Source organism: Actinomyces bovis (assembly GCF_900444995.1).
GTDB lineage: Bacteria > Actinomycetota > Actinomycetes > Actinomycetales > Actinomycetaceae > Actinomyces > Actinomyces bovis.
In genome coordinates this window covers 196,514-217,768 of the sequence record NZ_UAPQ01000007.1, presented here as the reverse complement: position 1 = coordinate 217,768, position 21,255 = coordinate 196,514, and the positions used below count along the sequence as shown (strand labels likewise).

Sequence of the window (21,255 nt, the reverse complement as noted above, 5' to 3'; positions counted from 1 at the left end):
AGAGTCCAGGTGCGGAGCTGACGGGTAACCTCAATGCAGGTCCAACGTCCCAGACACTCCCGCCGCCGACTGGCCCGGGACCCAACAGGAAGGCTGCCAATGACGCTTCAGCCCGAGACCGGCACCCCGGCCACGCCTACCACCCCGTCTGTGCCCGATGCTGCGGCTGGGCCCACCGCCCCGACCACAACCGCTTCAGCCACCCCCGATGCGCCAGCTGCACCAGATGCACCAGATGCACCCGCCCACGCCACCGAGCACACCTACGCTGCCGACGAGCTGTTCTTCTCCACCACCGACGCCAGGGGTCGCATCCGCCGCGCCAACTCCACTTTTATGCGCCTGTCTGGCTTCCCCCGGGGCGCCCTGGTGGGCCGCGCACACAATGTGGTGCGCCACCCGGATATGCCTGCCGGACTGTTCCACAGCGTCTGGCAGGACATTGAGGCGGGCAAGGCCGCCAGCGCCTACATCACTAACCGCTCTGCCGACGGCGGCTCTTACCGCGTCTTTGCCACGATTGTGCCCTCCAAGGACGGGTATCTATCCGTGCGCACCCTGCCTATGCGCACGGAACTGCGGGACCAGGTGGAGGCGGCTTACTCGCGCGTGCTTGAGGTGGAGGCGGCCTCCACTGCCGCTGGCTCCACTCGCCGCGAGGTAGCGGCAGCTGGTCAGGCGGCCCTCAAAGCTGAGCTGGAGGCTTTGGGGTACCGCGATTCGATTGACTTCACTCGCCAGGCTCTGCCGGAGGAGATTTCCGCGCTGGTGGCCTCTGGTGTGGATATCCCCGAGCGTGAGGGCGACGGGCCGGTGGCGCGGATTTTGGCGGAAATGAACGCCATTGAGGATTCCACCTCGGGGCTGGTGTCTCAGATCGATGAGTGCAGCCGACTGGTGTCGCTGCTGGGCACGCGCGCCGCGGAGATTGGGGCGCTGTCAAAGCGTTTGGGGTCCCTGCGCGAGGCTCTGCGCACCTTGGTGGCTGATGCTGGCCGCCTGGGTGACTCAGCTGCGGCCGACGTCGTCGCCAGCCGGTACCAGGAGGTGGATACTTTGGTATTGGAGTGCTTTGAGCAACTGCATCCGCTGGCGGGACAGGTCGCTGAGCTGCGTGGGGACGTGGACTCGGTGCGTTTTGGTATCGCGCTGCTGCGTCTGCACAACCTGGCGGCGGGCTTCTTTGCGGTGCAGCTCTTGGCGGGGCAGGACGCCCTGGAGGAGAACGACGCCGTCGGCTCGCTGGAGGAGTTGGTGGCGGCGCTCAGTGAGGGTGCACATTCGCTGGCGGACCGCCTGGAACTGTTCCGGGCACGCGCTGAGCTGGTGGGCGGGGAGTTGGATGTGGTCGCTAAGGACCTGACGCAGACGCATCAGCCGCTGATGGACCTGCTGGGAGCTGCCGCCGACGCTGGGGCCGCAGATGAGGCTTCTGCCCGTGCCGCCCGGTCCTTGGTGCGCGATGGTTTCCCGGAGGCTCGCGACCTGGCCGATTTGGCGGGGGCGGTGCGCGACCTGGAGGTGCCGTACAAGGCTGCGGAGATCGAGGCGCATCTGGGGCAGCTGCGCGCTGCCTTGGCTGAGGTTGAGTGACGGAGGGGCGGGTGCTGCGGGGGCAGGAAATGCTGGGAGTTCGAGGGTTTTCCCCAAGGCTGCCTGCGACTATCCCTAGGGCCTTTCGGCAAATTGACTAGAATGGGCTTACGGCCATGCGAGAAGGGAGGCGCACTGTGGCTACAAATATTGATATTGAGAAGCGCTGGCCTGAGCGCCGGGTATTCTTTCGCGATGTTAGGCCCTATGCGGTTCCTGAGAGCTTGGAGGACCTGAAAGGACCGGTGGGCGGCGTGGTCGAGTTACCTCATGCGGTCTTATGGGCGCCAGGAGATGGGCGTGTTGACCTTGATGAAGAGGGGGGCGTTGGTTTGGCTTATCGGGCGGTGATAGCTGAAGGGACCGTGGCCGATCAGGTGGCGATTCTGAATCGCGATCTGCTGCTGGCTGCCTGGCCAGAGTTATTGCTTCCGAGAAGGGTCCGCGCACTGTGGGAGGCACGTTTCCCTAGCCTGCGCGCCGTGTAAGTGCATGAGTGGCGGATTCGAAGCTCAGCGCGAGGTTACCCGCATTGCCCTGGCCGGGATTGCCGAAGCCGGTTTCGTATTGGCGGGTTCTGGTGCGATCCGTGCGCATGGCGTGATTAACCGGCCGACCGAAGATGTTGACCTGTTCACCATGCTGCAGGACCACGACGTGTTTGCGCAGGCTGTCGCTCGCGTCGTATCGGATCTGCGGGAAGGTGGTTACGAGGTTGAGGAGATTTGCCGCACCGCCCAGTTCGCGCGGTTGCAAGTCCGTGCTGCCGATGGTCTGCGGCTCGACGTAGATATGGGTGTGGACTGGCGTGAGAATGACCCAGTCAGGCTCGATATCGGTCCAGTGCTGAGTGTGGAGGACGCGGTCGGCAACAAGGTTGCCGCGCTCTACTCACGCTGTGAGCCACGCGACTACCTGGACGTCGATGCCATCCGCAGGTGGGGCAGGTTCACAGACGAGGAGTTGGTGAGTGCTGCGGCTGAGCGTGACCCCGGCTTCGAGCTAATCATGTTTGCTCATCAGCTAGAGTCAGTGCGCCGAGTAACGCTGCGCGATGTTGAGCGCTACGGCGTCAGTGCTGAGCAGCTTGAAGGAGTTAAGGAACGCTGCACACAATGGGCTGCACGCCTGCGTGGAGAATCCGGAAATTCCGGCGCGTAGTTATCGTGGCTCACACAATCCCAGCGCTGAGCCTGAGCTCCTCGCAGCTTGTCACTGAAACTACGCGACAGCTACTCAAAATCACCCATAGGCCATTTTCAGTAAAGCGGCTAGAATAAGCTCATTGCCAGGTAAGAGGGGAGTTAGGCCGTGACTACAAAGTTTGACATCGAAGAGCGCTGGCCCGAGCTGTTCACACAGCTCGACGAGACTCAGCGTCATGCCGTGATGCAATCGCTCGCTGCCGCCTGGCACGAAGGTTTTGAGCCTACCCGCGAGGATGTCGAGAACCTGACCGACTATGCGCGGGGCACGATCGATCTGAATGAATACCGCCGCCGCGCGCATGCTGCGGCCAGGCGCGTCAGCCAACCCGTTCACATCTGAGTCTTAAGCCCGCCTATGCCTTACGAGATCTGGGAGTCATACTTCTACCCTGAAACCTACGACCCCAGTACAGGCCAGGGAACGCTGCGAAACCTCTACGACGAGCGTAATGCCAAGGTACTGGCTCGGATGGAGTACGTAGACACTACTGTCCGTGCTCTAGACCTTACGAACGGGCGAGTTCATCTGCCTCGCACCTATGACGCTGCGCATGTGTGTGCGATTCACAGTTATCTGTTCCAGGATGTCTATGAATGGGCTGGGCAGTACCGGGGCGTGAATATGTCCAAGGGTTTATCCTCATTCGCTGACGTTCACAACGGCGACGTCGATAGATACCTGACCGATGTACATCGTCTAGTTGCGGGCACCAGTTGGGCGAACCTGGACCATGACAGCTTCGCACGTACCAGTGCGGAGGTATTCGCCTCCCTTAACCAGGCACACCCGTTCCGGGAGGGCAACGGCCGTGCCTCCAAAGTATTCCTGGAACACATCTCTGAGCAGTCGGGTTTTACCTTCGACTTCAGTCAAGTAAGCCCGGAGTTATGGAACCAGGCCAGCAAGCTGTCAGGGCCTGATCTGGGACGCTATGAGCCTGTGCCCGACTCACTTGTGCCGGTGTTTCGTGCTATCACTCAGCCGCGCATAGGTGGTCCGGCAGACCTTGATCCCCGGCATTAAGGCACGTATAGGCCCAGCCGCGGATCGGGTTCTCAGGGACTAGCGCCATGAGCAGCACGGTCAGCTAGGCGCGGGTCAGCACTAGCGAGCAGAATCCCGAGGCCTAGGCGCCTGAGTTGTGCGCTGCAGGCAGGCGCCGGAGCTCTACCAGCACCTCGGCATGGTCAGTGTGCGGGAACATATCGAATAGCCGTGCCCGCATCACTCGCAGGGAAGGAATTGCCTCTAGGTCGGCGGCCAAACTGACCGGATTGCAAGAGGAATAAAGCACCCGCTCCACCTCCGACGCCTCAATCGCCGCCGCAAGCTCACCGATGCCGCGCCGCGGCGGATTGACTACCAGCAGGTCCGGCGTTCCACCCAGTGCCTGCGCCGCACCAGGGTCGAGCACCTGGGCATCACCCGCCTCAAAGTGCGCCTGCTGTGGGCTCAGACCCATGAGACGAGCAGAGTCACGGGCACCGTCGATTGCGTTGGCGGACAGCTCCACCCCCAACACCTCCCGGCCTGGCCCGGCTAAAGCCAGCGCGAAACCCCCGACGCCACAAAACAAGTCCCACACCCGCAGCGGCGCAGAATCCTTCGCAACCAGAGCGACGCCGTCGCCGCTTAGCGGTTGCAGTGCCCACTGGCGGGCCTGTTCGTAAAGCGCCTCAGCCACCGCCGTATTGGTCTGGAAGAAAGAGCGGGTCGGCAACCACAGAGGCAACTCCGCACCACTGGCCGACAGGCGCAGGCGCATAAGCAGGCGGTCCCCACCAGGCCCCGGCGTCAGCACTAGCTCCTGCGGGCCTTCAATCACCGCCTGGTGCACCGGCTGAATATTGGCGCTGACCACCGCCAGGTTTGGCAACTCCTCCTGCAACTGCGGCAGCGAGGCCTGCAGCTGTGGCACATGCCGCTGCGAGCGCAGCACGAAGCGCACCATCAGGTCGCCATCTGGGGAGGCCGTCACCAGCAGATGTTTTAATTCACCGCACCGGTTGGGCACGTCATAAGGCTCCAGGCCCAGGCGGGCCACAAAGCCTGCCAGCACTCCCAGCGCTTCACGCAGCACCGGTGTGTGTAGCGGGCAGCCGCGCAGATCCACCCCCGCGCCTACGCCGTCGAGAATCCCCAGGACGGGGGAGCCAGCAGCCCCGGAGACCACCAACTTGGCCTTATTGCGGAAGCCTTCCGGGGCACTCGCGACGGGCGGTGCCCAAGCCTGGGCCGGAACCGGGTTAACCCCAGCGGCCAGCAGTGCAGCCACCCGCGCCTGTTTGGCATGCAGTTGCTCGGCCACCGGCAAGTCCAGATGCGGGCAAGACCGGCACTGCCCAGCAGCATGTTGCTCACAGCTCAACTGGCCGCCGGAAGGCGACTGCTGCGCCGAGTGGGTCCTGGTCATGCCCAGATTGTGCTCCATCCAGGGCACTCGGGGCCCTTTAGGTCTGGTGTAGGGCACACTGACGTCATGCGCCAGAAACTGCCCCGCACCGGCATCGGCACCGATGTGCACGCCTTCTCCACCGACCCCGCCACCCCGCTGCACCTGGCCTGCCTGGAGTGGCCAGGGGAGACCGGCCTGGAAGGGCACTCTGACGGCGACGTCGTGGCCCACGCCTGCTGCGACGCCCTGTTCTCAGCCACTGGCTTGGGCGACCTGGGGTCTAACTTCGGCACCGCTGAGCCGCAGTGGCGGGGGGCCGCCGGAGCGGTGCTGCTGGCAGAAGCCGCCCGGCGCGTGCGTGCGGCCGGCTACGAAATCGGCAATGTGGCGGTGCAACTGGTAGGGGCGCGCCCGCGTGTGGCCGCGCGCATGGGGGAGGCGCAGGCGGCACTGTCAAAGGCGGCGGGTGCGGAGGTTGCTTTCTCGGCGACGACGACCGACCACCTGGGCTTCCTGGGCCGCGAGGAGGGCCTGCTGGCAATCGCCACCGCCCTGGTCTACCCAGTGGGCTGAAGACCCCGCCCCGGCCCGAAACGCGCAGCCTTAACCGTGCTCTGACCGTCCGCCCCGGCCTGACCACCCAACCCTGGCCGGATCACTCGGTCCGCTCAGCCAAACTGATCCCGGCCTGCGCTGCGAGCCGACCGGCCCGAGCTCGCCGCCAAGCGGTCGAAAATCGCGCAGCAGTTAGGCTAAGCCGGTGAGCATCCAGCCAGCAGTGAGCCCCGCCCTGCGCCTCTACGACTCGGCCGCACACGCCGTCGTCCCCTTGGCGCCCACCGTCACCCCCGGCGTGGTCACGATCTACCTATGTGGCGCCACCGTCCAAGGCGCGCCCCATATCGGCCATATGCGCTCCGCCATCGCCTTTGACGTGTTGCGCCGCTGGCTGGAGCGCTGCGGCCAAGAAGTCGTCCTGGTGCGCAATGTCACGGATATTGATGACAAGATTCTCGCCAAGTCTGCCGCCGCTGAGCCACCAGTGCGCTGGTGGGCCTGGGCGCAGCGCCACGAGCGCGAGTTTGACGCCGCTTACCGTGCCCTAGGCGTGCAACCCCCCACTTATGAGCCGCGCGCCACCGGCCATATCCCAGAGATGATCGACCTGATCTCCCGCCTGATCGAGCGCGGACACGCCTACGCCGCCAGCCCCGGCAACGTCTACTTCTCGGTGGCCTCCCTGCCGGATTACGGCGCCCTGACCAACCAGCGCCCGGAGGATCTAACTTGCACGGAGGATGAGGCCCAGATTGACGCCGTCGTAGAGGCAGATAAACGCGACCCCCGCGACTTTGCCCTATGGAAGGCCGCCAAGCCCGGTGAGCCCGCCGACGCCGCCTGGGACACCCCCTGGGGTCGGGGCCGGCCCGGCTGGCACCTGGAATGCTCGGCCATGAGCCGCCGCTACCTGGGAGAAGCTTTTGATATCCACGGCGGCGGCATAGACCTGCGTTTCCCTCACCATGAGAATGAACAAGCCCAATCCCATGGCGCTGGCTGGGGCTTTGCCAAGCACTGGGTGCACAACGCCTGGGTCACCATCAAAGGCGAGAAGATGAGCAAATCGCTCGGCAACTCGCTGGTGGTGGCGGAGCTCCTCAAACAGCACGACGCCGCTGTGCTGCGCCTAGCCCTGGGAACCGTTCACCACCGCTCCACCGTGGAGTTCTCGGAGGATTCCCTGGCCGACGCCGCTGCCCTGTGGGAGCGCCTCACCGGAGCGATCACCCGCGCTCACGAGCTCGCGGGGCAAGGAGTAGACGCGGAGCCTGCCACCCTGCGCACCCGCGAACTACCTGAGTCCTTCACTGCCGCCATGAACGAGGACCTCAACCTGGCCGGTGCCATGGCCGTGGTGCACGCGACCCTCAAACGCCTAAACACGGCCTTGGAGGCGGCGGGCCGCGCCGCTGACGCCACCCCACAGGAGGAGGTGGCTGACGGCGTCGCCCTGGAGGCTGCTCTAGACCTGCGTGCCCAACTGGATGTGCTGGGACTGGACCCCCTGGCCGAGCCCTGGCGCAGTCGCGTCCTCGGGGCCGGGGGAGCACCCGGGGCCGACAGTGCCATGAATGCCTTGGACCACCTGGTTACCGCCATGATCGCTGAGCGGGCGCAGGCCCGCGCCGCTAAGGACTGGGCGCGCGCCGATGCGCTGCGCGACCAGCTGACGGTGGCGGGCGTCGTCGTAGAAGACTCCGCTGCTGGTGCCCGCTGGCACCTAGCCTGATCGCCATCCCAAAGCACTAGACCACCAAGTAAACCACCGCCCAGCCATAGCCCCTGGGTGCCCGACTCCAACCACAGACCACCCCCGAACACGGAGGACCACATGCCAGGCAATGACAAGGTGCACGGCGCCCTGCGCCGACCCGGAAAGAAGAAGGGCCCCCTCAAAGGCTCCGGCGGGCAGAAGAAGCACGCCCTAGAAGGCAAGGGTCCCACCCCCAGGGCAGAAAACCGCGTCGGCCACCCCAAGGCCCGCGCCAAGGCACGGGCAGAGGCCCGCGAAGCCCAACCCACCCGCGCCAAACAGCTAGAGAAGCTAAAACGGCGCTTTGGTGTGCCTGAGGGGCACGAGATCGTCTGTGGGCGCAATGCCGTAGCGGAAGCCGCCCGCTCTGGCGTGCCCATCGCCCGCGTATTCATGGCGGTTTCCGCTGAAAACGACGAGCGCCTGGGTGCCGTGGTGCGCCGCGCCGCTTTGCTGGGCGCCCCCATCCTGGAGACCACCAAGCTGGATTTGGAAGCCCTCACCGACGGCGCAGTCCACCAGGGTGTAGCCATTGAGGTTCCCGCATACGAGTACAGTGCGGCCGCTGACCTGTTGGACCGCGCCCGCGCCGTCGGCCACACGCCCCTGTTCATTGCCCTAGACCAGGTCACTGACCCCCACAATCTGGGGGCCGTGCTGCGCAGCGCTGGGGCTTTTGGGGCCGACGGCGTCATCATCCCGGAGCGGCGCAGCGTGGGCGTGAACGCCACCGTCTGGAAGGTTTCTGCTGGGGCCGCTGCGCGTGTGCCTGTGGCCCGTGAGACCAATCTGGTGCGCGCCCTGCAGGCCCTGAAGAAGGAGGGCTGCTTTGTGGTGGGCCTGGATGGCGGTGGCGAGACGCTGGTGGAAGAGCTGAGCTTCGCGGACGCCCCCCTGGTGCTGGTTACCGGGGCGGAGGGGACGGGGCTGTCCCGCCTGGTGCGTGAGACCTGTGACGCCATCGCTTCCATCCCCATCAATGGGCGCGTTGAGTCACTGAATGCGGCTGTGGCCACGGGGATCAGCCTGTATGAGGTGGACCGGCTGCGGCGTCGGGCAGCTGCGCAAGCCTGAGCCGACTTTCGCCTGGCAACTGAGCCAAGCCTTCACTCTGGGCCCCCCAATGGCACAATGGCTCCTAGACCGGACCACCGCCGGACCGAGGAGGCCCACATGACTACGGACGCTAACGCGACTTGGAACCGCACTGAGGGTGTGCTTGTTGCACCTGGCACGGCCCCGGAGTCGGTGGCTCAGTTCCTGGCTGCGCGCAGCGTGGTGGGGCGCCTGGAGTGGTACCCCAGCAGCCCACACTTGCTGTCCCTGACCCTGGCCTGTGATGTGCAGGGTCGGGTGGCAGTTACACCCCCTAGCCGCGGCGGCGTGGTGGCCGGGCTTGGCATCAGCGAGCTCACTGAGGCCTTGGCCCAGGAGTTCCATGCCGATGTAACTATTGGCCCCGCCTCCTTTAACGGCCTGCCGGAGGGTGTTGAACTCCCCACCATCAGCGTCGGCAGTAGCCCAAGTTCACGGACCGTGGTGGTTTCCCCGCTCAGCGCTTACACGGTGCCTCTGCAGGCCACCCTGCTGGAGCGTTCCCTGGCTGTGGCCTCCGCCCCGGGCCTGGACCGCCGCCTGGTTATGTATGCGGGCGAGGGGCAGGCGCTGGGCACCTTCGGTTGGGATGACGATTCCCTGCCGGTCTTGGTGCTGACCGTGGATGAGCACGATATGGCGGTGCGTGCCATCACCTCCGCTGAGGGGGAAGACGACGCCGTCTACTCCTGGGGCATGAGCTCGCGCTATGTGCTGGGTGGGGTGGCGGATGCTGGTCCCTCCCTGCTGGCTTTTGTCAAGGAACTGTTGGAGGACAGCACTGACGCCTCGGTGATTGCGGCTGCCGTGCCCGGAGCCGATCCGACTGAGGTGGCTAAGGCGATCCAGATCCCGGGGATTGAGGGGCTGCTGGCGCTGGTGGCGGCCTTGGGACTGCCGGACTTTGTGGGCTCGGTGCTGACGGGGCGGCTGGCTCCGGCGGAGGTGCCCGGCGCGGTGGTGCATGAGCCGCGTGGCCTGTCCAATGCCGTGTCCCGCTCGGTGGGCCTGATGTTGCAGGACCCCGCGACGCCGGGGGCAGGTTTCTGGCGCTCCTATGTGCATACGGTTACGGATAAGGCGTGGATTGTGCGTGCTGGCTTGGCTTTGGAAGCAGGGCTGGGGGGTGCGCTGCTAGGCACTGCGCTGCGACGCCGGGGCCGCACGGGGGTGACGCCGCGCTGGCTACTAGCTGGTGGCGTGCTGTTGCTGCTCGACTCGGTGTTGGAGGCCTCGACGTCGTCGTGGGTGCGGCACCTGGAGTTGCGGCGCCGTGCCGATGAGGAGATGGCCCTGGTAGCCGAGGAGCTGGGGGCCTGACGGGCTTCACCCTCGCCTGCGGATGATCCTGGGGCGCCTTGCATGGTGCTACAGGGAGTTAGGCCTGAGGGCCCGTTGCCACAGCGGTTGATAGTGGTCATGAGCGGCGCCCAGACCATACACAGCGCTGTAGCACATCGCGATAGCGTGAAGCATCGGCCTGACTGTCCACTAGCACATAGTTGCTGAACTTGCAAGGGTGCGCTGTGCGTACTGACCTACGTGTGATTACAGATGCTTATGACGTCGGTTGCGCAGGTGTGACGGTGGCGCTATCTTCCCTGCTGGTCGCTCTTTGAAAGGGAGATGATGAAGAAGAGAAACCTATTAATTGCATCAGTAGCACTCGCTGTTCCTATGTCCTTGTTAGTGGGAAGTACTGCCACTGCAGCTGAACCGGAAACTGGGCGGTCTAGCAGCGTTGAGCAGACCGCGCCGGGAGTAGCAGATGAGGCAACAACTCAGTCCAAGCAGTCTGACCTACCCACTGATGGAGTCAGGCATGGCATCGCAATCAAGCTAACCCCGGAGGTTGTCAAGGCTGGCAACCCCGTCAACGTGGTCATTAGCGGTCTTGACTATAACCAGGAAGTGGATCTTGAGATAACAGGTCCGCAGGACTTCATCAGTCAGGTGCATCTGGGAAGGTTCCAGCCGCCCATGGGCACCTATGATCTGCGCACGACTTTGCCTACATTTGAAGATCAGCCAACCGGTGTGTACACCGTAACTTTCAAGCGCCCTGGTGTTAGCGCCACCTTCACAATTGTTAAAACCCGTAAGGGTGAGCCTGAGACGCCCAAACCCACGCCTGAGCCTGAGACGCCCAAACCCACGCCTGAGCCTGAGACGCCCAAACCCACGCCTGAGCCTGAGACGCCCAAACCCACGCCTGAGCCTGAGACGCCCAAACCCGGTGGGAAGTCCGGGCCGACTGCTCCAGCAGTTCCTGGAGACAAGGGCGCCCAATCCCCGGGAAAGATAGCTGACACAGCTGGGTATACCGCTGCTAAGCCAGCCCCAAAGGCCCCTAGCTTGGCTCGCACTGGTGTCTCGGTTCCGGTTCTGTCAGCAGCCGGTCTGGTGCTGCTGCTCGCAGCGGGAGGCACTCTAGCGCTGAGGTATCGTCGCCGTTTGATTGCGCAGGACTAACTAACCTGAGTAGACAGGACTGAACTGTCAAAGTTGGTGTGGGGTAGGAGCTATGGTTCCTACCCCACACCAACTTTTGGCTGTTTAGAGGCAGGCGGTCGCCCTGTGTCCCTGAGATGCAGGTATGCCTTGTGGGCTACTCGCCCTTGAAGCGCATCCCGGCGGTAAAGCCCATGGGGTTCTGGTCGTACTCGGAAAGGGACTCCTCGTCCCGCGCCGCGAATTCGGCGTCGTCCATTAGCTCTTCCTCCTCAGGCTGCTCCGCAAAGATCTGCTCCATCTCCTGCGAGTCGCCCAGGGACAGGTAGGATTGCTCATCCCAGTGCTGGGGCAGCACCCAATGGGTGTAATCCTCCACCGCCTCCTGTGTGCTCACATCACGCCCCGCCCGCTCCGACATATACCAGCGGTGCTCCAGCACCTCGTGGAAAATCTCCGCCGGCTCCAACTTGCGGCGCAGCTCCGCCGGCACAGCCGCGATAGTCGGCTCAAAGACATCCGCCATCCAGGCGTGCGCCACAAGTTCCAACGGATCCTGGTTACGGCCGGTCAGCGCACGGTACGACTTCAGATCATTCAGCATCCGCTGCCCCTGACGCTCCTGCACGTCCAAGCCGGTTAGCCGCATGACCTGGCGGTGGTAGTGCCCGGCATCCACCACCTTGGGCTGAATTGAGATACGAGTCTCCCCGTCTGCGGTAGTGGTGGACATGTCCAGCTCACCGACGTCATAACCCAGCTCATTTAGCTTCTCAATGCGGGAAGCCACCCGCCAGCGCTCACCCATGGAGAAGGATTCCTTGGCGGTGAGCACCTCCCACAGCTCGGTGTAGCGGTGGACAATCCGGTCCCCAATCTCAATCGTGTCCACACTCTGCTCGAGCAGCGCCCCAGCCTGCAGGTCCATGAGCTCGCCGATGATATTGGTGCGGGCCACGTCAATGTCGTACAGGCGCTTGCCCTCAGTCAGGCCCTCCGGATAAAGCTCGCCAGTCTCCGCATCCACCAGATAGGCGGCAAACGCCCCGGCGTCGCGGCGAAACAAAGTATTGGATAGGGACACGTCCCCCCAGTAAAAGCCCAGCAAATGCAGACGCACCAGCAGCACAGCCAAAGCATCAATCAGACGGGTGGCGGTCTCCGGGCGCATGTACTGGCTGAACAGGGCCCGGTACGGCAGGGAGTAGGCCAGATGCTCAGTGACCAGCACAGAGTTGAGCTCCTCGCCGTGGCTATCACACCTCCCAGTGATGACGGCGGTGGGGGTGACGCAGGGCGCACCCACCCGCCCCAGGTCCCGCAGCATCTCGTATTCGCGGTAAGCCACGTGCTCGCCAATCTCCTTGACGGCGATCACCCGCCCGGAGAGCTTGGCAAAACGAACCACGTGCCGGGACAAGCCCCGCGGCAGGGCAGCCAACACCTCTGCGGGCCAATCCTCCAGCGGAATGTCCCAAGGCAGGTCAAGTAGGGCGGGGTCGACCGTGGCGGCGGTGATCTTTAAAGCCGGAGGCATGGGCGCATTCTCTCAGGTAGTTGTTCCTAGATGGGCCAGTGGTGAGCCTCACTGCCCATAGCAATCTGATTGAAGCAGAGCCTCGCCGTCGACCACAGGGGACGACGGCGAGGCTCAGGGAGTCAGCGGCTCCCGGAATCGTCGGGCGCGTGACAGATGCCGTTGGCGGCTAGGGAATCAGGCCGGCAGGCGCTTGCCAGTGGAAGCGGAGAAGATGTGCTCCTGGCCGGGGCGAATCCGCACGTGGACGATCTCGCCGGGAGCCGGAGCCGTACGCGGAGGCACGCGGACGATGATCTGGCTGGAGTCCTCACCAGAGCCGAGCTTGTTCTCCGCGCCCTCCGCGCCCTCCAACTCGCCGTAGACATAAGCGTCGGAGCCGAGCTCCTCCACGAAGGACAGGCGCACCGGGATGGAGTCCTCATCCGAAGCAGAGACCACATCCAGGGCCTCCGGGCGGAAGCCGATGGTGACCTTGTTGTTGTCCTCTTCGGTCATGGCGTCCAGCGTGGCGCGAGACAGGCGGACCCGCGCCTTGCCGATGGTGGCCACGTCACCCTGGACGTCGAACAGACCCAGGTTCATGGCGGGAGAGCCGATGAAGCCGGCCACGAACTCATTGGCGGGGGTGTCGTACATCTCGCGGGGGGTGCCGACCTGCTGCAGGATGCCGTCCTTGAGGACCGCGATGCGGTCACCCATGGTCAGGGCCTCCGTCTGGTCGTGGGTCACGTAAACGGTGGTTACCCCCAGGGAGCGCTGCAGGGAGGCGATCTGCGTGCGGGTCTGCACACGCAGCTTGGCGTCCAGGTTGGACAGCGGCTCGTCCATCAGGAAGACCTTGGGCTTGCGCACAATCGCGCGGCCCATGGCCACACGCTGACGCTGACCACCAGAGAGGGCCTTCGGCTTGCGGTCCAGGTACTCGGTCAGGCCCAAGATCTTGGCGGCCTCACGGACGCGCTTGTCGATCTCCTCCTTGGGGGTGCCCGCAATCTTCAGGGCGAAGCCCATATTGTCGTGCACCGTCATGTGGGGGTACAGGGCGTAGTTCTGGAAGACCATGGCGATGTCACGGTCCTTGGGCTGGACGTCGGTCACGTCACGGTCACCAATCAGGATGCGACCGGAGTTGACGTCCTCTAGGCCCGCGAGCATGCGCAGGGAGGTGGACTTACCGCAACCAGAGGGACCAACTAGGACGAGGAACTCACCGTCCGCGATCTCAAGGTTCAACTGGTCAACAGACGGGCGGTCATTGCCCGGGTAGATGCGGGTGGCGTGATCAAAAGTCACCGTTGCCATATTCGCTTCCCTTCACCGGCAGGTACGTGCCGAACGATCCTTCGTGAAAGGTGCCGATGCGTTGTGTCCGCATTGACACTGTTTACCGTCGGCCATCGACGGCGTGCTCATCTTTGCACACTCCCGCGACATGTGACAGTCATATGAGCATGTGAGTCAGCATCAAAGTCAATGGGGAACTCACTGCATTCACTTCATACCAGGACCTTGGCCGTGGGCCGGTAGTCTGATTTCCATGACGAGCCTCCCAGATCCCACAGGCGGTGCGGCGCAACTGCCGCACGCCCTGCGCGGCTTGCGTGAGGGCTCAGTTGTTGGCGGTTACCGCCTAGTACGCCGCATGGGCGCCGGCGGCATGGGCGTCGTCTGGGATGCTACCGACGACGGCGGCAGACACGTCGCCATCAAAGTGCTGCACCCCCAGGCAGCTACCGACCCGGTGTCCCGCAGCCGCCTAGAGCGTGAAGCAGCGGTACTCAGCCGCGTCAAGGACGAGCGCGTGGCCCGCATCCTGGACATTGAGTCCACACCTGTTGGTGACACCCCCGCATTTGTGGTCACCGAGCTGGTTGACGGCCCCACCCTGCAGCATGAGGTGGATCAAGAAGGCCCCTACGACCCCGCCCAGGACGCCGTCGAGCTAGCAGACCTAGCCCACGGGCTGGTCGGCGCCCTAGCTGCCGTCCACGACGCCGGTGTCATCCACCGCGACCTCAAACCCTCCAACGTGATGCTTGGCGCCAAAGGCCCGGTGCTGATCGACTTCGGCATCGCCCAAAGTGAGGACGACACGCGCCTGACCCGCACCGGTCAGGTCACCGGCACCCCCGGCTTCATTCCCCCGGAAATGCTCGACGGCGGCCAGCCGGACGCGGAGGTGGACCGCTACGCCTGCGTTGGCGTCATCCTCTTTGCGATCACCGGGCAGGCACCCTTCGGCTCCGGCCCCTGGCAGACAGTCTTCCGCCGGGTCTACGACGGCACCCCGGAGCTAGGAGACCTGCCGGAGAAGTGGCCTGCGCTCGCGGTGGCCTTCACCCAGGCCCTGCATCCGCGCGTCGACCGGCGCATGCGGGTGGATGACCTGCTCACGGTCTTAGATGAGATTGCCGACGGCGGCACCGGCGAATGGGCCGTCAAAGAGATTCTGGGGGCCGACGCGCTTGGCGTTGACGAGGAGGAGACGGACACCGGCTCTTTCCCCGTCTTGCATTACGCGGGCGCCAGCCCAGAAGCCCCCGCTGCGGAGCCTGCAGGCCCTGCCTACGGCTCTATGGGTTACGGCATCGGAGCCAGCGCCTCCGCTGCTTCCGCTGTGGCGTCGGCGTCGTCGGCAGCACCATCAGCCGCCTCCGCCCAATCCAGTGGCTACGGCGCTTACGGCAACAGTGAGGCGCTCCCGCCCGCGATCATGCCGGGAAGTCAATACGGCCACGTCGCTAACCCAACTCCGCAAGTTCCGGCGTCGGCAGGCGGTAACAGTGGCGGTTGGGACCAGCCGATGCCAGCGCAGAGCGCCCAAACCGCAGTGCCTTCAGCCAATTACGGGGTAGCCCCCCAGGTGCAGCCAGCGCCAGCAGTCGCGGGCTACTACGGGCCGGGAGTGGCCGGTGCGCCTTCGGCCTTCACCGGGGCAGAAGCGGTTGCAGTGCCCAGTGCGCAGTCGGCTGGCTATGCGCAGTATGAGCGTTGGGGTACGGGCAGCACCGGTGGCTATGGCGCGACCGGTGGGTATGGAGCTGGTGGCGGGTACAGCGCTGCCGGTGGGTACGGCGTCGGCAATCCTGCCTTTGGCGATGGGGCGCCAGCTGGAGCTCTGCCGGAATGGGCGCGTGAGCCGGAGCAGTGCCCAGGCCTCACCGCAGCTTTTGCTGTCCTGTTGCTGGTGCCGGCGATGATTCGCCCCTTCTGGGTGATGATCGCGGTGGCAATTTGGGAAGTTATCGCCGGAACTGTGGGCCGCGCCGACGACGCCCTGCGCTGGCGGCGCCTGCAACAAGGCCGCGCGGACGATGCCCTGGCCGGGCAGATCCTGCGCTCCCCCTGGTACTTTTTGCGCTCACTCCTGTCCGGGTTCTTCACTCAGCTCATTGGTGTGCTCGTGGTAGTGGTGACCATGCTTTCCGCTTACAACGCGATTGGACTCGACACACCTGAGGCCACTGGAGCGCCGTCGAGGCAGATTTACTTCCAGTTGGTGGCGATGATGGTTGGCGTTACTGCCTGCTATCTCTTGGTCACCTGGTTTGTGCCTTGGGGTAAAGCGACTCGTCGTGGCTCTGCGATCATCCTGGGACAGGTGGTGCCCAAGGGGCGGCCACGTCTGTTGACCGGCCTGCTGGTGCTCCTGCTGGTGGGTCTCGCAATCTTTTTGCTGTGGCGCGGCTACCTGCTCCGGATGTCGCTTTCCCCGGTGGTTTGAGCACTCTGGACGGCGTCGCCTGGCAGCAGTTGGAAGTGGCGCTGGGCCGGAGTTCCGCTAGGCGCTGCGAGAACGTGACCTGCCTCCCTGGCAAAATCCAGTAAGCCTCGCTAGTTTCGACTCCTGAAAACGCTTGGTCAAAGACCGTCAACTATGCCTGTTTTAGGAGCGCCTGTGGCAGCTGCATCATCCCGTAACTCCAAGACCCAGCTGCGTGAGCAGGCGCGAGCGCAGGCTCAGGCCTTGCGGGAGCAACAGGAACGCGCCGAGCGCCGTCGCAAGATCACGCGACGCAGCCTGATTGGTGGCGCTGCCGTGGCGGTCGTTGGTGGCGTGGGCGGGCTGGTCTACTGGGACCGGTCGACCACCGGCAAGTCGGTGCCTTCCCAAGCGGACGCGGCCGGGGCGCTGAGCTTCGGCAAAGGCATGAAGGTGGGCACGAGCAACAGTGGAGCCAAGGTCCTAGACCTTTACTTTGACTACTCCTGCAGCCACTGTGCCGAATTTGAGGCCCTGCACGGCGAAGAGATCAAGAAGCTCGTGGAAGACGGCACCGTCAACTTCATGCTGCACCCCTGCAAGATCCTTGGCTCCGGGTGGACTGATGTGGCTATCAACACTATGGGTGTGGTGCTGGACGAGTCCCCTGAGCACGCCTACGACTTCCACAACGCAATCCTCAACCTGTTCCTTAAAGCGGTTAAGGCCCAGGACCAGTCCCTGCTCAAGACGCAGGGGTTGAAGTCTGCCGCCGAAGCGCTGGGCGTGAGCGCCAGCGTCACCAAGAAGTTCGACAACGCCGTCACCAAGAACCAGTACGCGGCTTGGACCTCAGCGGGCACCAAGGCTTTCTTTGACAAGGGTTTCAAGGGCACCCCAGTGGTCACCTATGACGGGACGGTGCTGGAGCTAGGGAAGATCGCCTCCCCAACCGGCCTGACCGACGCGATTAAGGCTGCCGGAGGCGCGGATAGCACCCCCGCAGCGACGCCCAGCGCCGCCGAGGCGGTCACCCCGGAGGCCAGCCCGGAGGCGACGTCGGAAGCGACCTCAGAGGCGACTCCGGAGTCCACCCCGGGCCAGTGATTCGGTGGCGCGTGGGCACGAACCGGAGCAGTGAGATTCGGTCGCGCACCCGCGCCATTCGGTGAAGCGGGCTTAAGCAGGTAGGCTTCACCGCACGCCGTGTTAGCTCAGTTGGTAGAGCAGCTGTCTTGTAAACAGCAGGTCATCGGTTCGAGTCCGATACGCGGCTCCATTCAGGTGGGGCTCTTGGCTTCTTGGCACGAGAGTTGGTAGTCCCCTGGGCAAGTTCCCTAGAGCCTGCCGCCCGCCTCTCCTCCCTCCCCTCCCCTCCCTTTCGGACAACCAAACGCCCTTTGGACAACCTACGACCGCGCGCATGGTTGTCCGAATGGCTAATGGTTGTCCGAACAGGGAGTGGGGCCAAACGCAGGTCGACCTTAAGGCAAGCGCCAGTCCACCGGCTCGGCGCCCTGCGCTACCAGCAGTTCATTAGCCCTGGAGAAGGGCCGGGACCCAAAGAAACCCCGCGAGGCGCTCAATGGTGAGGGGTGCGGCGAGGCCACCACCGGCGTCGACCCCAACAAAGGCTGCAATGACTGCGCCTGACGCCCCCACAAGATCGCCACCAGAGGCCCGCCGCGCTCAACCAGTGCCTCAATAGCCCGCTGGGTCACCTGCTCCCAACCCCAACCCTGGTGGGAGGCCGGAGCACCTGGACGCACCGTCAGCACTCGGTTCAGCAGCATCACTCCCGCCTGCGCCCACGGCGTCAGGTCACCCGAGGTAGGCCGCTCCACCCCTAGATCCGCTACCAACTCCGTAAAAATGTTCTCCAAACTGCGCGGTGGCCGCACCCCCGGCGCCACCGAGAAGCTCAAACCCATCGGGTGCCCCGGCGTCGGGTAAGGGTCCTGGCCCACAACCAGCACGCGCACGCTCTCCAGCGGGTAAGTGAAGGCACGCAGCACGTCAGTTCCAGCTGGCAGATAGCCGCGTCCCGCCGTCGTTTCCTGGCGCAATCGCTCACCAATTTCATGCACCAGTGGCTCCACCGGTGCCAGGGCGCGCGCCCAGGAAGGGTCAATGATCTGAGAGAGGGGCTTGGCGTTGCTCACGTCCAGGAGCGTAGACGAGTTATGCCACAGGTCGGCCACAAGCCCCGCAGCGCACCTGTGTCCTGGCGTGCCATGGGGTGGAAAGCCGGTAGCCTGAACCCGTGAGCCCGTACAGCTATTCACCCGACGAGTTTGACGCTGAAACCGACGGCATCTCCCCCGTCGGCGTGCACCGCGCCCAGCTTCCTGCTTGGCGCAGCTGGCTGCCGCTGCTGCTGGTCATTGTTATTGCACCGCTTCTCGCCTGGGGGGCCGTCGCCATGCTGGGTAGCTCTGCGGGCAGCCCTGAGAGCAAGCCGACGGCCAAGGCCACCGCCGCCCCACAGGCTGAACAGCCCGGGGTCTCGCCCACTGCTTCCGTCGGCAACGTGGTACCGGAGACGGGATCAGCTGGCGGCGGTGCCACGGCTAGTGGGGCCCCGTCCTCTACTGACTTCACCCTGGGGGTGACGGTGCACAACGGCACCACCGTTTCCGGCCTGGCGGGCCGCACCGGTGACCGCCTCCGCAACGCCGGCTACACCTCGGTGACGGTTTCTCAGGGCATCTACTCGGGTAACGACCCGGCCACCTCCACGGTCTTCTACGGGGACGATAAGCACCAGCCCACGGCCCGCGCACTGGCTGACACCCTCAAGATCAAGAACGTGCAGAAGTCCACTGAGGCCACCGGTTCCAACCCGTTGGTGGTTGTGCTGCGCGCAGACTTCCAGGAGTGAGAACTGGGATTGCGACGCCGTAACTTCCTGCTCGGCGCCGCCTCCCTGCCTGCTGCCGCGCTCCTTGGCGGCCTTGGCGTGCGCGCTTTGCTGCAGCGCCCCACCCCCACCCTGCTCAGCGGTGGTCTTGCCGTAGGTGCCGACGGCGTGCTGTGGCCCTTGCCCCCCGGGGTGGCTCCCACCTACCTGCCCGGCAGTCGCGTGCCCGCAGATGACTCCGTCACCTCCCGGGGCTTGGATCCCGTGCAGCGGGAGCGCTTGGCCCAGGCGGCGCGGGACCGCCGGGCTGGGGCGCAACTGCCTGCGGGACGCTGGGAGGCGCTGTGCTCTGCGGCCCTGGATGATCTGCTGGCCCTGACCGGCCCAGTGCTGGCTAACACCGCCTACCCGCGCGGCGCCGTCGTCGCTGGGCCAGTGAGCTGGTGGCGCTACACCTGGCCACGCGACGCTTCCTTTGCCGCCTTAGCTCTGGCCCGCTGCGGCTTGCACCACGAGGCCTTGGCTGTGCTGACCCATCTGGCCAGTTTGCAGGGCCCCGACGGCAGCTACGCAGCCCGCTACACCGCCGCCGGTGGGCTGCCAGACGCCCGCCCACCACAGACCGACGGCGTCGGCTGGTTCACCTGGGCCAGCGTGGGGGTGCTTAAGGTCCTGCCAACGGGCAGTCGCCCAGATGACCTGGCCACCTTGGAGGCGGCTTTGTGCCGCAGCGGCGAGCGGCTTGTGCGGCTTACTGCCGGGCCTACCGGCCTGCCCCCAGCCAGTCCTGACTACTGGGAGGTGCGTGAACGCTTCACTACTCTGGGCACTGCCGCCGCCACGCTTTTGGGCCTGGAAGCTGTGGCTACGCGGCCCGGCTTGCCGGAGGGGCTCAGCGCGCGTGCTGCCGCCAGCGCCGCCAGATTGCGGGAAGCCATGTGCCGTGCTTACGCCCCCACCTGGGGTAGGTACCCCGAGCGGGTGGGGGCTGCGGTCGGTTCACCGGGGCAGATCGACGCTGCCCTCGCCTTAGTGCTGCCGCCCTTCACCACCGCCCTGCCTGGAGCAGAGGCGGTGCGGACGACGGCCTTGGCTCGCATGGCGCGACCTGCCGGTGGGGTGGCGCCAGGGGAGGGGTGGCGGCGCGACGGCGTCTCCTGGACCCCGGAGACGGCGCTGTTGGCTTGGTCGGCGGCTGGGCTCGGCTGGCGCCAGGAGGCGGAGGAGCTGTTGGCTTGGTTGGAGGCGCACCGCACGGCAGCAGGCGCTTTGCCGGAGAAGGTGCTGGCTGATGGCAGTCCGGCTGGCCCTGCCCCGTTGGCTTGGACCTGTGCCCTGGTGCTCTTGGCCGCTCATGAGCTGGTCTCTTAACGCGGGCTGTGCTTTGGGCTGGTGTGCTTGTGCCTTGGGTGTGGCACCGGCTGCCTGGGCGTGAAGGCCGGGCCTGCTCTGGGCGTGATTTGCGGGGGCGCAGCATTAGCTCTGGGGGGCAGCTCAACTTTGGGCGCGGCTCAGCTCAGCGCAGCTCACCCTCGGGGGCGGCGAGGGCGCTTGCGGGCCTGCCGCAGGGCGTGCTTGAGGGCGCGGTTGTAGCCCGGGCCTAAGGCCTCGTGCGCTACGGGCACGCCGTCGTGGCACCAGGAGATGAGGTTTTCCAGGCTGAAGCGGCGTGAGCAACGCGCGCAAGCTAAAGGTGTGGTGGGGCGGCGGGTGCGGTCCACCTCATGCCCAGCCGGGCAGTGCCCCACCCAGCGGCCCTTGATTCGTGGGGCGCTGTGGGGCACCAGGCGGGCGCCGCTGGCACCGATCTGCCGGGCCTGCGCCACCCAGACGGCGTCGTGTGCGTGCCGGTTGCCGACCAGAGCGTGCGCCACCTCGTGCAGGATCGTCTCGCGGACCTCCGCCTCGGTGTAGAGCTCCATTAGGTGCCGGGAGACGGTGATGCGGCGGCGGCGTTCATCACATTGCCCAGCGCGGCGTAGAGCCCGATCCAGGCGCACCTCCCAGTCCTGCAAACCGTGCTGGGTCAGGAGCTGACGGGCCAGACTCAGGACCTCGGGCAGCTGCATGACGGCATCCTAAGGCGGCTAGCTGT

General features: G+C 65.1%; 19 protein-coding genes and 1 tRNA gene. 15 read left to right on the top strand and 5 right to left on the bottom strand.

Going from position 1 to position 21,255, the window contains the following annotated elements:
• Positions 1–99 precede the first annotated feature (99 nt).
• The 5 genes from DR039_RS06535 to DR039_RS06515 all read left to right on the top strand — a co-directional run bounded on the left by DR039_RS06535 (position 100) and on the right by DR039_RS06515 (position 3,825).
• Positions 100–1,593: a PAS domain-containing protein gene (locus DR039_RS06535; RefSeq protein ID WP_229116860.1), complete on the top strand. Its 1,494-nt coding sequence runs from the start codon at positions 100–102 to the stop codon at positions 1,591–1,593.
• A gap of 137 nt (positions 1,594–1,730) precedes the next feature.
• Entirely contained in the window at positions 1,731–2,081 is a 351-nt protein-coding gene (locus tag DR039_RS06530) for a transcriptional regulator (protein ID WP_197719034.1), read from the top strand.
• Positions 2,082–2,085: 4 nt separating this feature from the next.
• Entirely contained in the window at positions 2,086–2,754 is a 669-nt protein-coding gene (locus DR039_RS06525; protein WP_111836596.1) for a nucleotidyl transferase AbiEii/AbiGii toxin family protein, read from the top strand.
• A gap of 150 nt (positions 2,755–2,904) precedes the next feature.
• Positions 2,905–3,141 carry an antitoxin VbhA family protein gene (locus tag DR039_RS06520; protein WP_111836595.1) on the top strand — a complete coding sequence of 79 codons (237 nt, stop codon included), beginning with the start codon at positions 2,905–2,907 and terminating at the stop codon, positions 3,139–3,141.
• Positions 3,142–3,270: 129 nt separating this feature from the next.
• Positions 3,271–3,825: a Fic/DOC family protein gene (locus tag DR039_RS06515; protein ID WP_229116859.1), complete on the top strand. Its 555-nt coding sequence runs from the start codon at positions 3,271–3,273 to the stop codon at positions 3,823–3,825.
• A gap of 103 nt (positions 3,826–3,928) precedes the next feature.
• Here the strand turns inward: DR039_RS06515 and DR039_RS06510 are convergent, their stop codons facing one another.
• A complete protein-coding gene (locus DR039_RS06510; protein ID WP_111836593.1) occupies positions 3,929–5,215 on the bottom strand; it encodes a methyltransferase domain-containing protein in 1,287 nt (428 codons plus the stop codon).
• A gap of 66 nt (positions 5,216–5,281) precedes the next feature.
• On the opposite strand from DR039_RS06510, the gene ispF reads away from it, so the two are divergent.
• From ispF to DR039_RS11405, 5 genes are all read left to right on the top strand, one after another.
• Positions 5,282–5,770, top strand: a complete 489-nt coding sequence (gene ispF / locus DR039_RS06505; RefSeq protein WP_111836592.1) for a 2-C-methyl-D-erythritol 2,4-cyclodiphosphate synthase — start codon at positions 5,282–5,284, stop codon at positions 5,768–5,770.
• Between the two features lie 187 nt (positions 5,771–5,957).
• The gene (cysS, locus tag DR039_RS06500; RefSeq protein WP_111836591.1) at positions 5,958–7,487 is read left to right on the top strand and encodes a cysteine--tRNA ligase; all 1,530 of its coding nucleotides are present in this window, start codon (positions 5,958–5,960) and stop codon (positions 7,485–7,487) included.
• Between the two features lie 102 nt (positions 7,488–7,589).
• On the top strand, positions 7,590–8,585 hold the full coding sequence (gene rlmB / locus DR039_RS06495) for a 23S rRNA (guanosine(2251)-2'-O)-methyltransferase RlmB (protein ID WP_111836590.1): 996 nt from the start codon (positions 7,590–7,592) through the stop codon (positions 8,583–8,585).
• Positions 8,586–8,684: 99 nt separating this feature from the next.
• On the top strand, positions 8,685–9,926 hold the full coding sequence (locus DR039_RS06490) for a hypothetical protein (protein WP_111836589.1): 1,242 nt from the start codon (positions 8,685–8,687) through the stop codon (positions 9,924–9,926).
• Between the two features lie 357 nt (positions 9,927–10,283).
• Positions 10,284–11,078: a hypothetical protein gene (locus tag DR039_RS11405; RefSeq protein ID WP_111836588.1), complete on the top strand. Its 795-nt coding sequence runs from the start codon at positions 10,284–10,286 to the stop codon at positions 11,076–11,078.
• 136 nt (positions 11,079–11,214) lie between these two features.
• On the opposite strand, the gene DR039_RS06480 is transcribed toward DR039_RS11405, so the two are convergent.
• A complete protein-coding gene (locus DR039_RS06480) occupies positions 11,215–12,594 on the bottom strand; it encodes a DUF4032 domain-containing protein (RefSeq protein WP_111836587.1) in 1,380 nt (459 codons plus the stop codon).
• A 177-nt stretch (positions 12,595–12,771) separates the two neighbouring features.
• Entirely contained in the window at positions 12,772–13,899 is a 1,128-nt protein-coding gene (locus tag DR039_RS06475; protein WP_111836586.1) for an ABC transporter ATP-binding protein, read from the bottom strand.
• Between the two features lie 235 nt (positions 13,900–14,134).
• Between DR039_RS06475 and DR039_RS06470 the strand changes: the two genes are divergently transcribed.
• From DR039_RS06470 to DR039_RS06460, 3 genes are all read left to right on the top strand, one after another.
• Complete coding sequence (locus tag DR039_RS06470) at positions 14,135–16,321, top strand: serine/threonine-protein kinase (RefSeq protein WP_111836585.1); 2,187 nt, start codon at positions 14,135–14,137, stop codon at positions 16,319–16,321.
• Positions 16,322–16,495: 174 nt separating this feature from the next.
• The gene (locus DR039_RS06465; RefSeq protein WP_229116858.1) at positions 16,496–17,407 is read left to right on the top strand and encodes a DsbA family protein; all 912 of its coding nucleotides are present in this window, start codon (positions 16,496–16,498) and stop codon (positions 17,405–17,407) included.
• Between the two features lie 96 nt (positions 17,408–17,503).
• Positions 17,504–17,579: transfer RNA gene (locus DR039_RS06460), tRNA-Thr, on the top strand.
• A 205-nt stretch (positions 17,580–17,784) separates the two neighbouring features.
• On the opposite strand, the gene DR039_RS06455 is transcribed toward DR039_RS06460, so the two are convergent.
• Entirely contained in the window at positions 17,785–18,462 is a 678-nt protein-coding gene (locus DR039_RS06455) for a uracil-DNA glycosylase (RefSeq protein WP_111836681.1), read from the bottom strand.
• Positions 18,463–18,563: 101 nt separating this feature from the next.
• On the opposite strand from DR039_RS06455, the gene DR039_RS06450 reads away from it, so the two are divergent.
• Both DR039_RS06450 and DR039_RS06445 read left to right on the top strand, forming a co-directional pair.
• Positions 18,564–19,181 carry a LytR C-terminal domain-containing protein gene (locus DR039_RS06450; RefSeq protein WP_111836583.1) on the top strand — a complete coding sequence of 206 codons (618 nt, stop codon included), beginning with the start codon at positions 18,564–18,566 and terminating at the stop codon, positions 19,179–19,181.
• 9 nt (positions 19,182–19,190) lie between these two features.
• Positions 19,191–20,531 (top strand): glycoside hydrolase family 15 protein, encoded by a 1,341-nt coding sequence (locus DR039_RS06445; RefSeq protein ID WP_229116857.1) that lies wholly within the window; start codon positions 19,191–19,193, stop codon positions 20,529–20,531.
• Between the two features lie 155 nt (positions 20,532–20,686).
• Here the strand turns inward: DR039_RS06445 and DR039_RS06440 are convergent, their stop codons facing one another.
• Complete coding sequence (locus tag DR039_RS06440) at positions 20,687–21,229, bottom strand: SprT-like domain-containing protein (protein ID WP_111836581.1); 543 nt, start codon at positions 21,227–21,229, stop codon at positions 20,687–20,689.
• Positions 21,230–21,255: the final 26 nt, after the last annotated feature.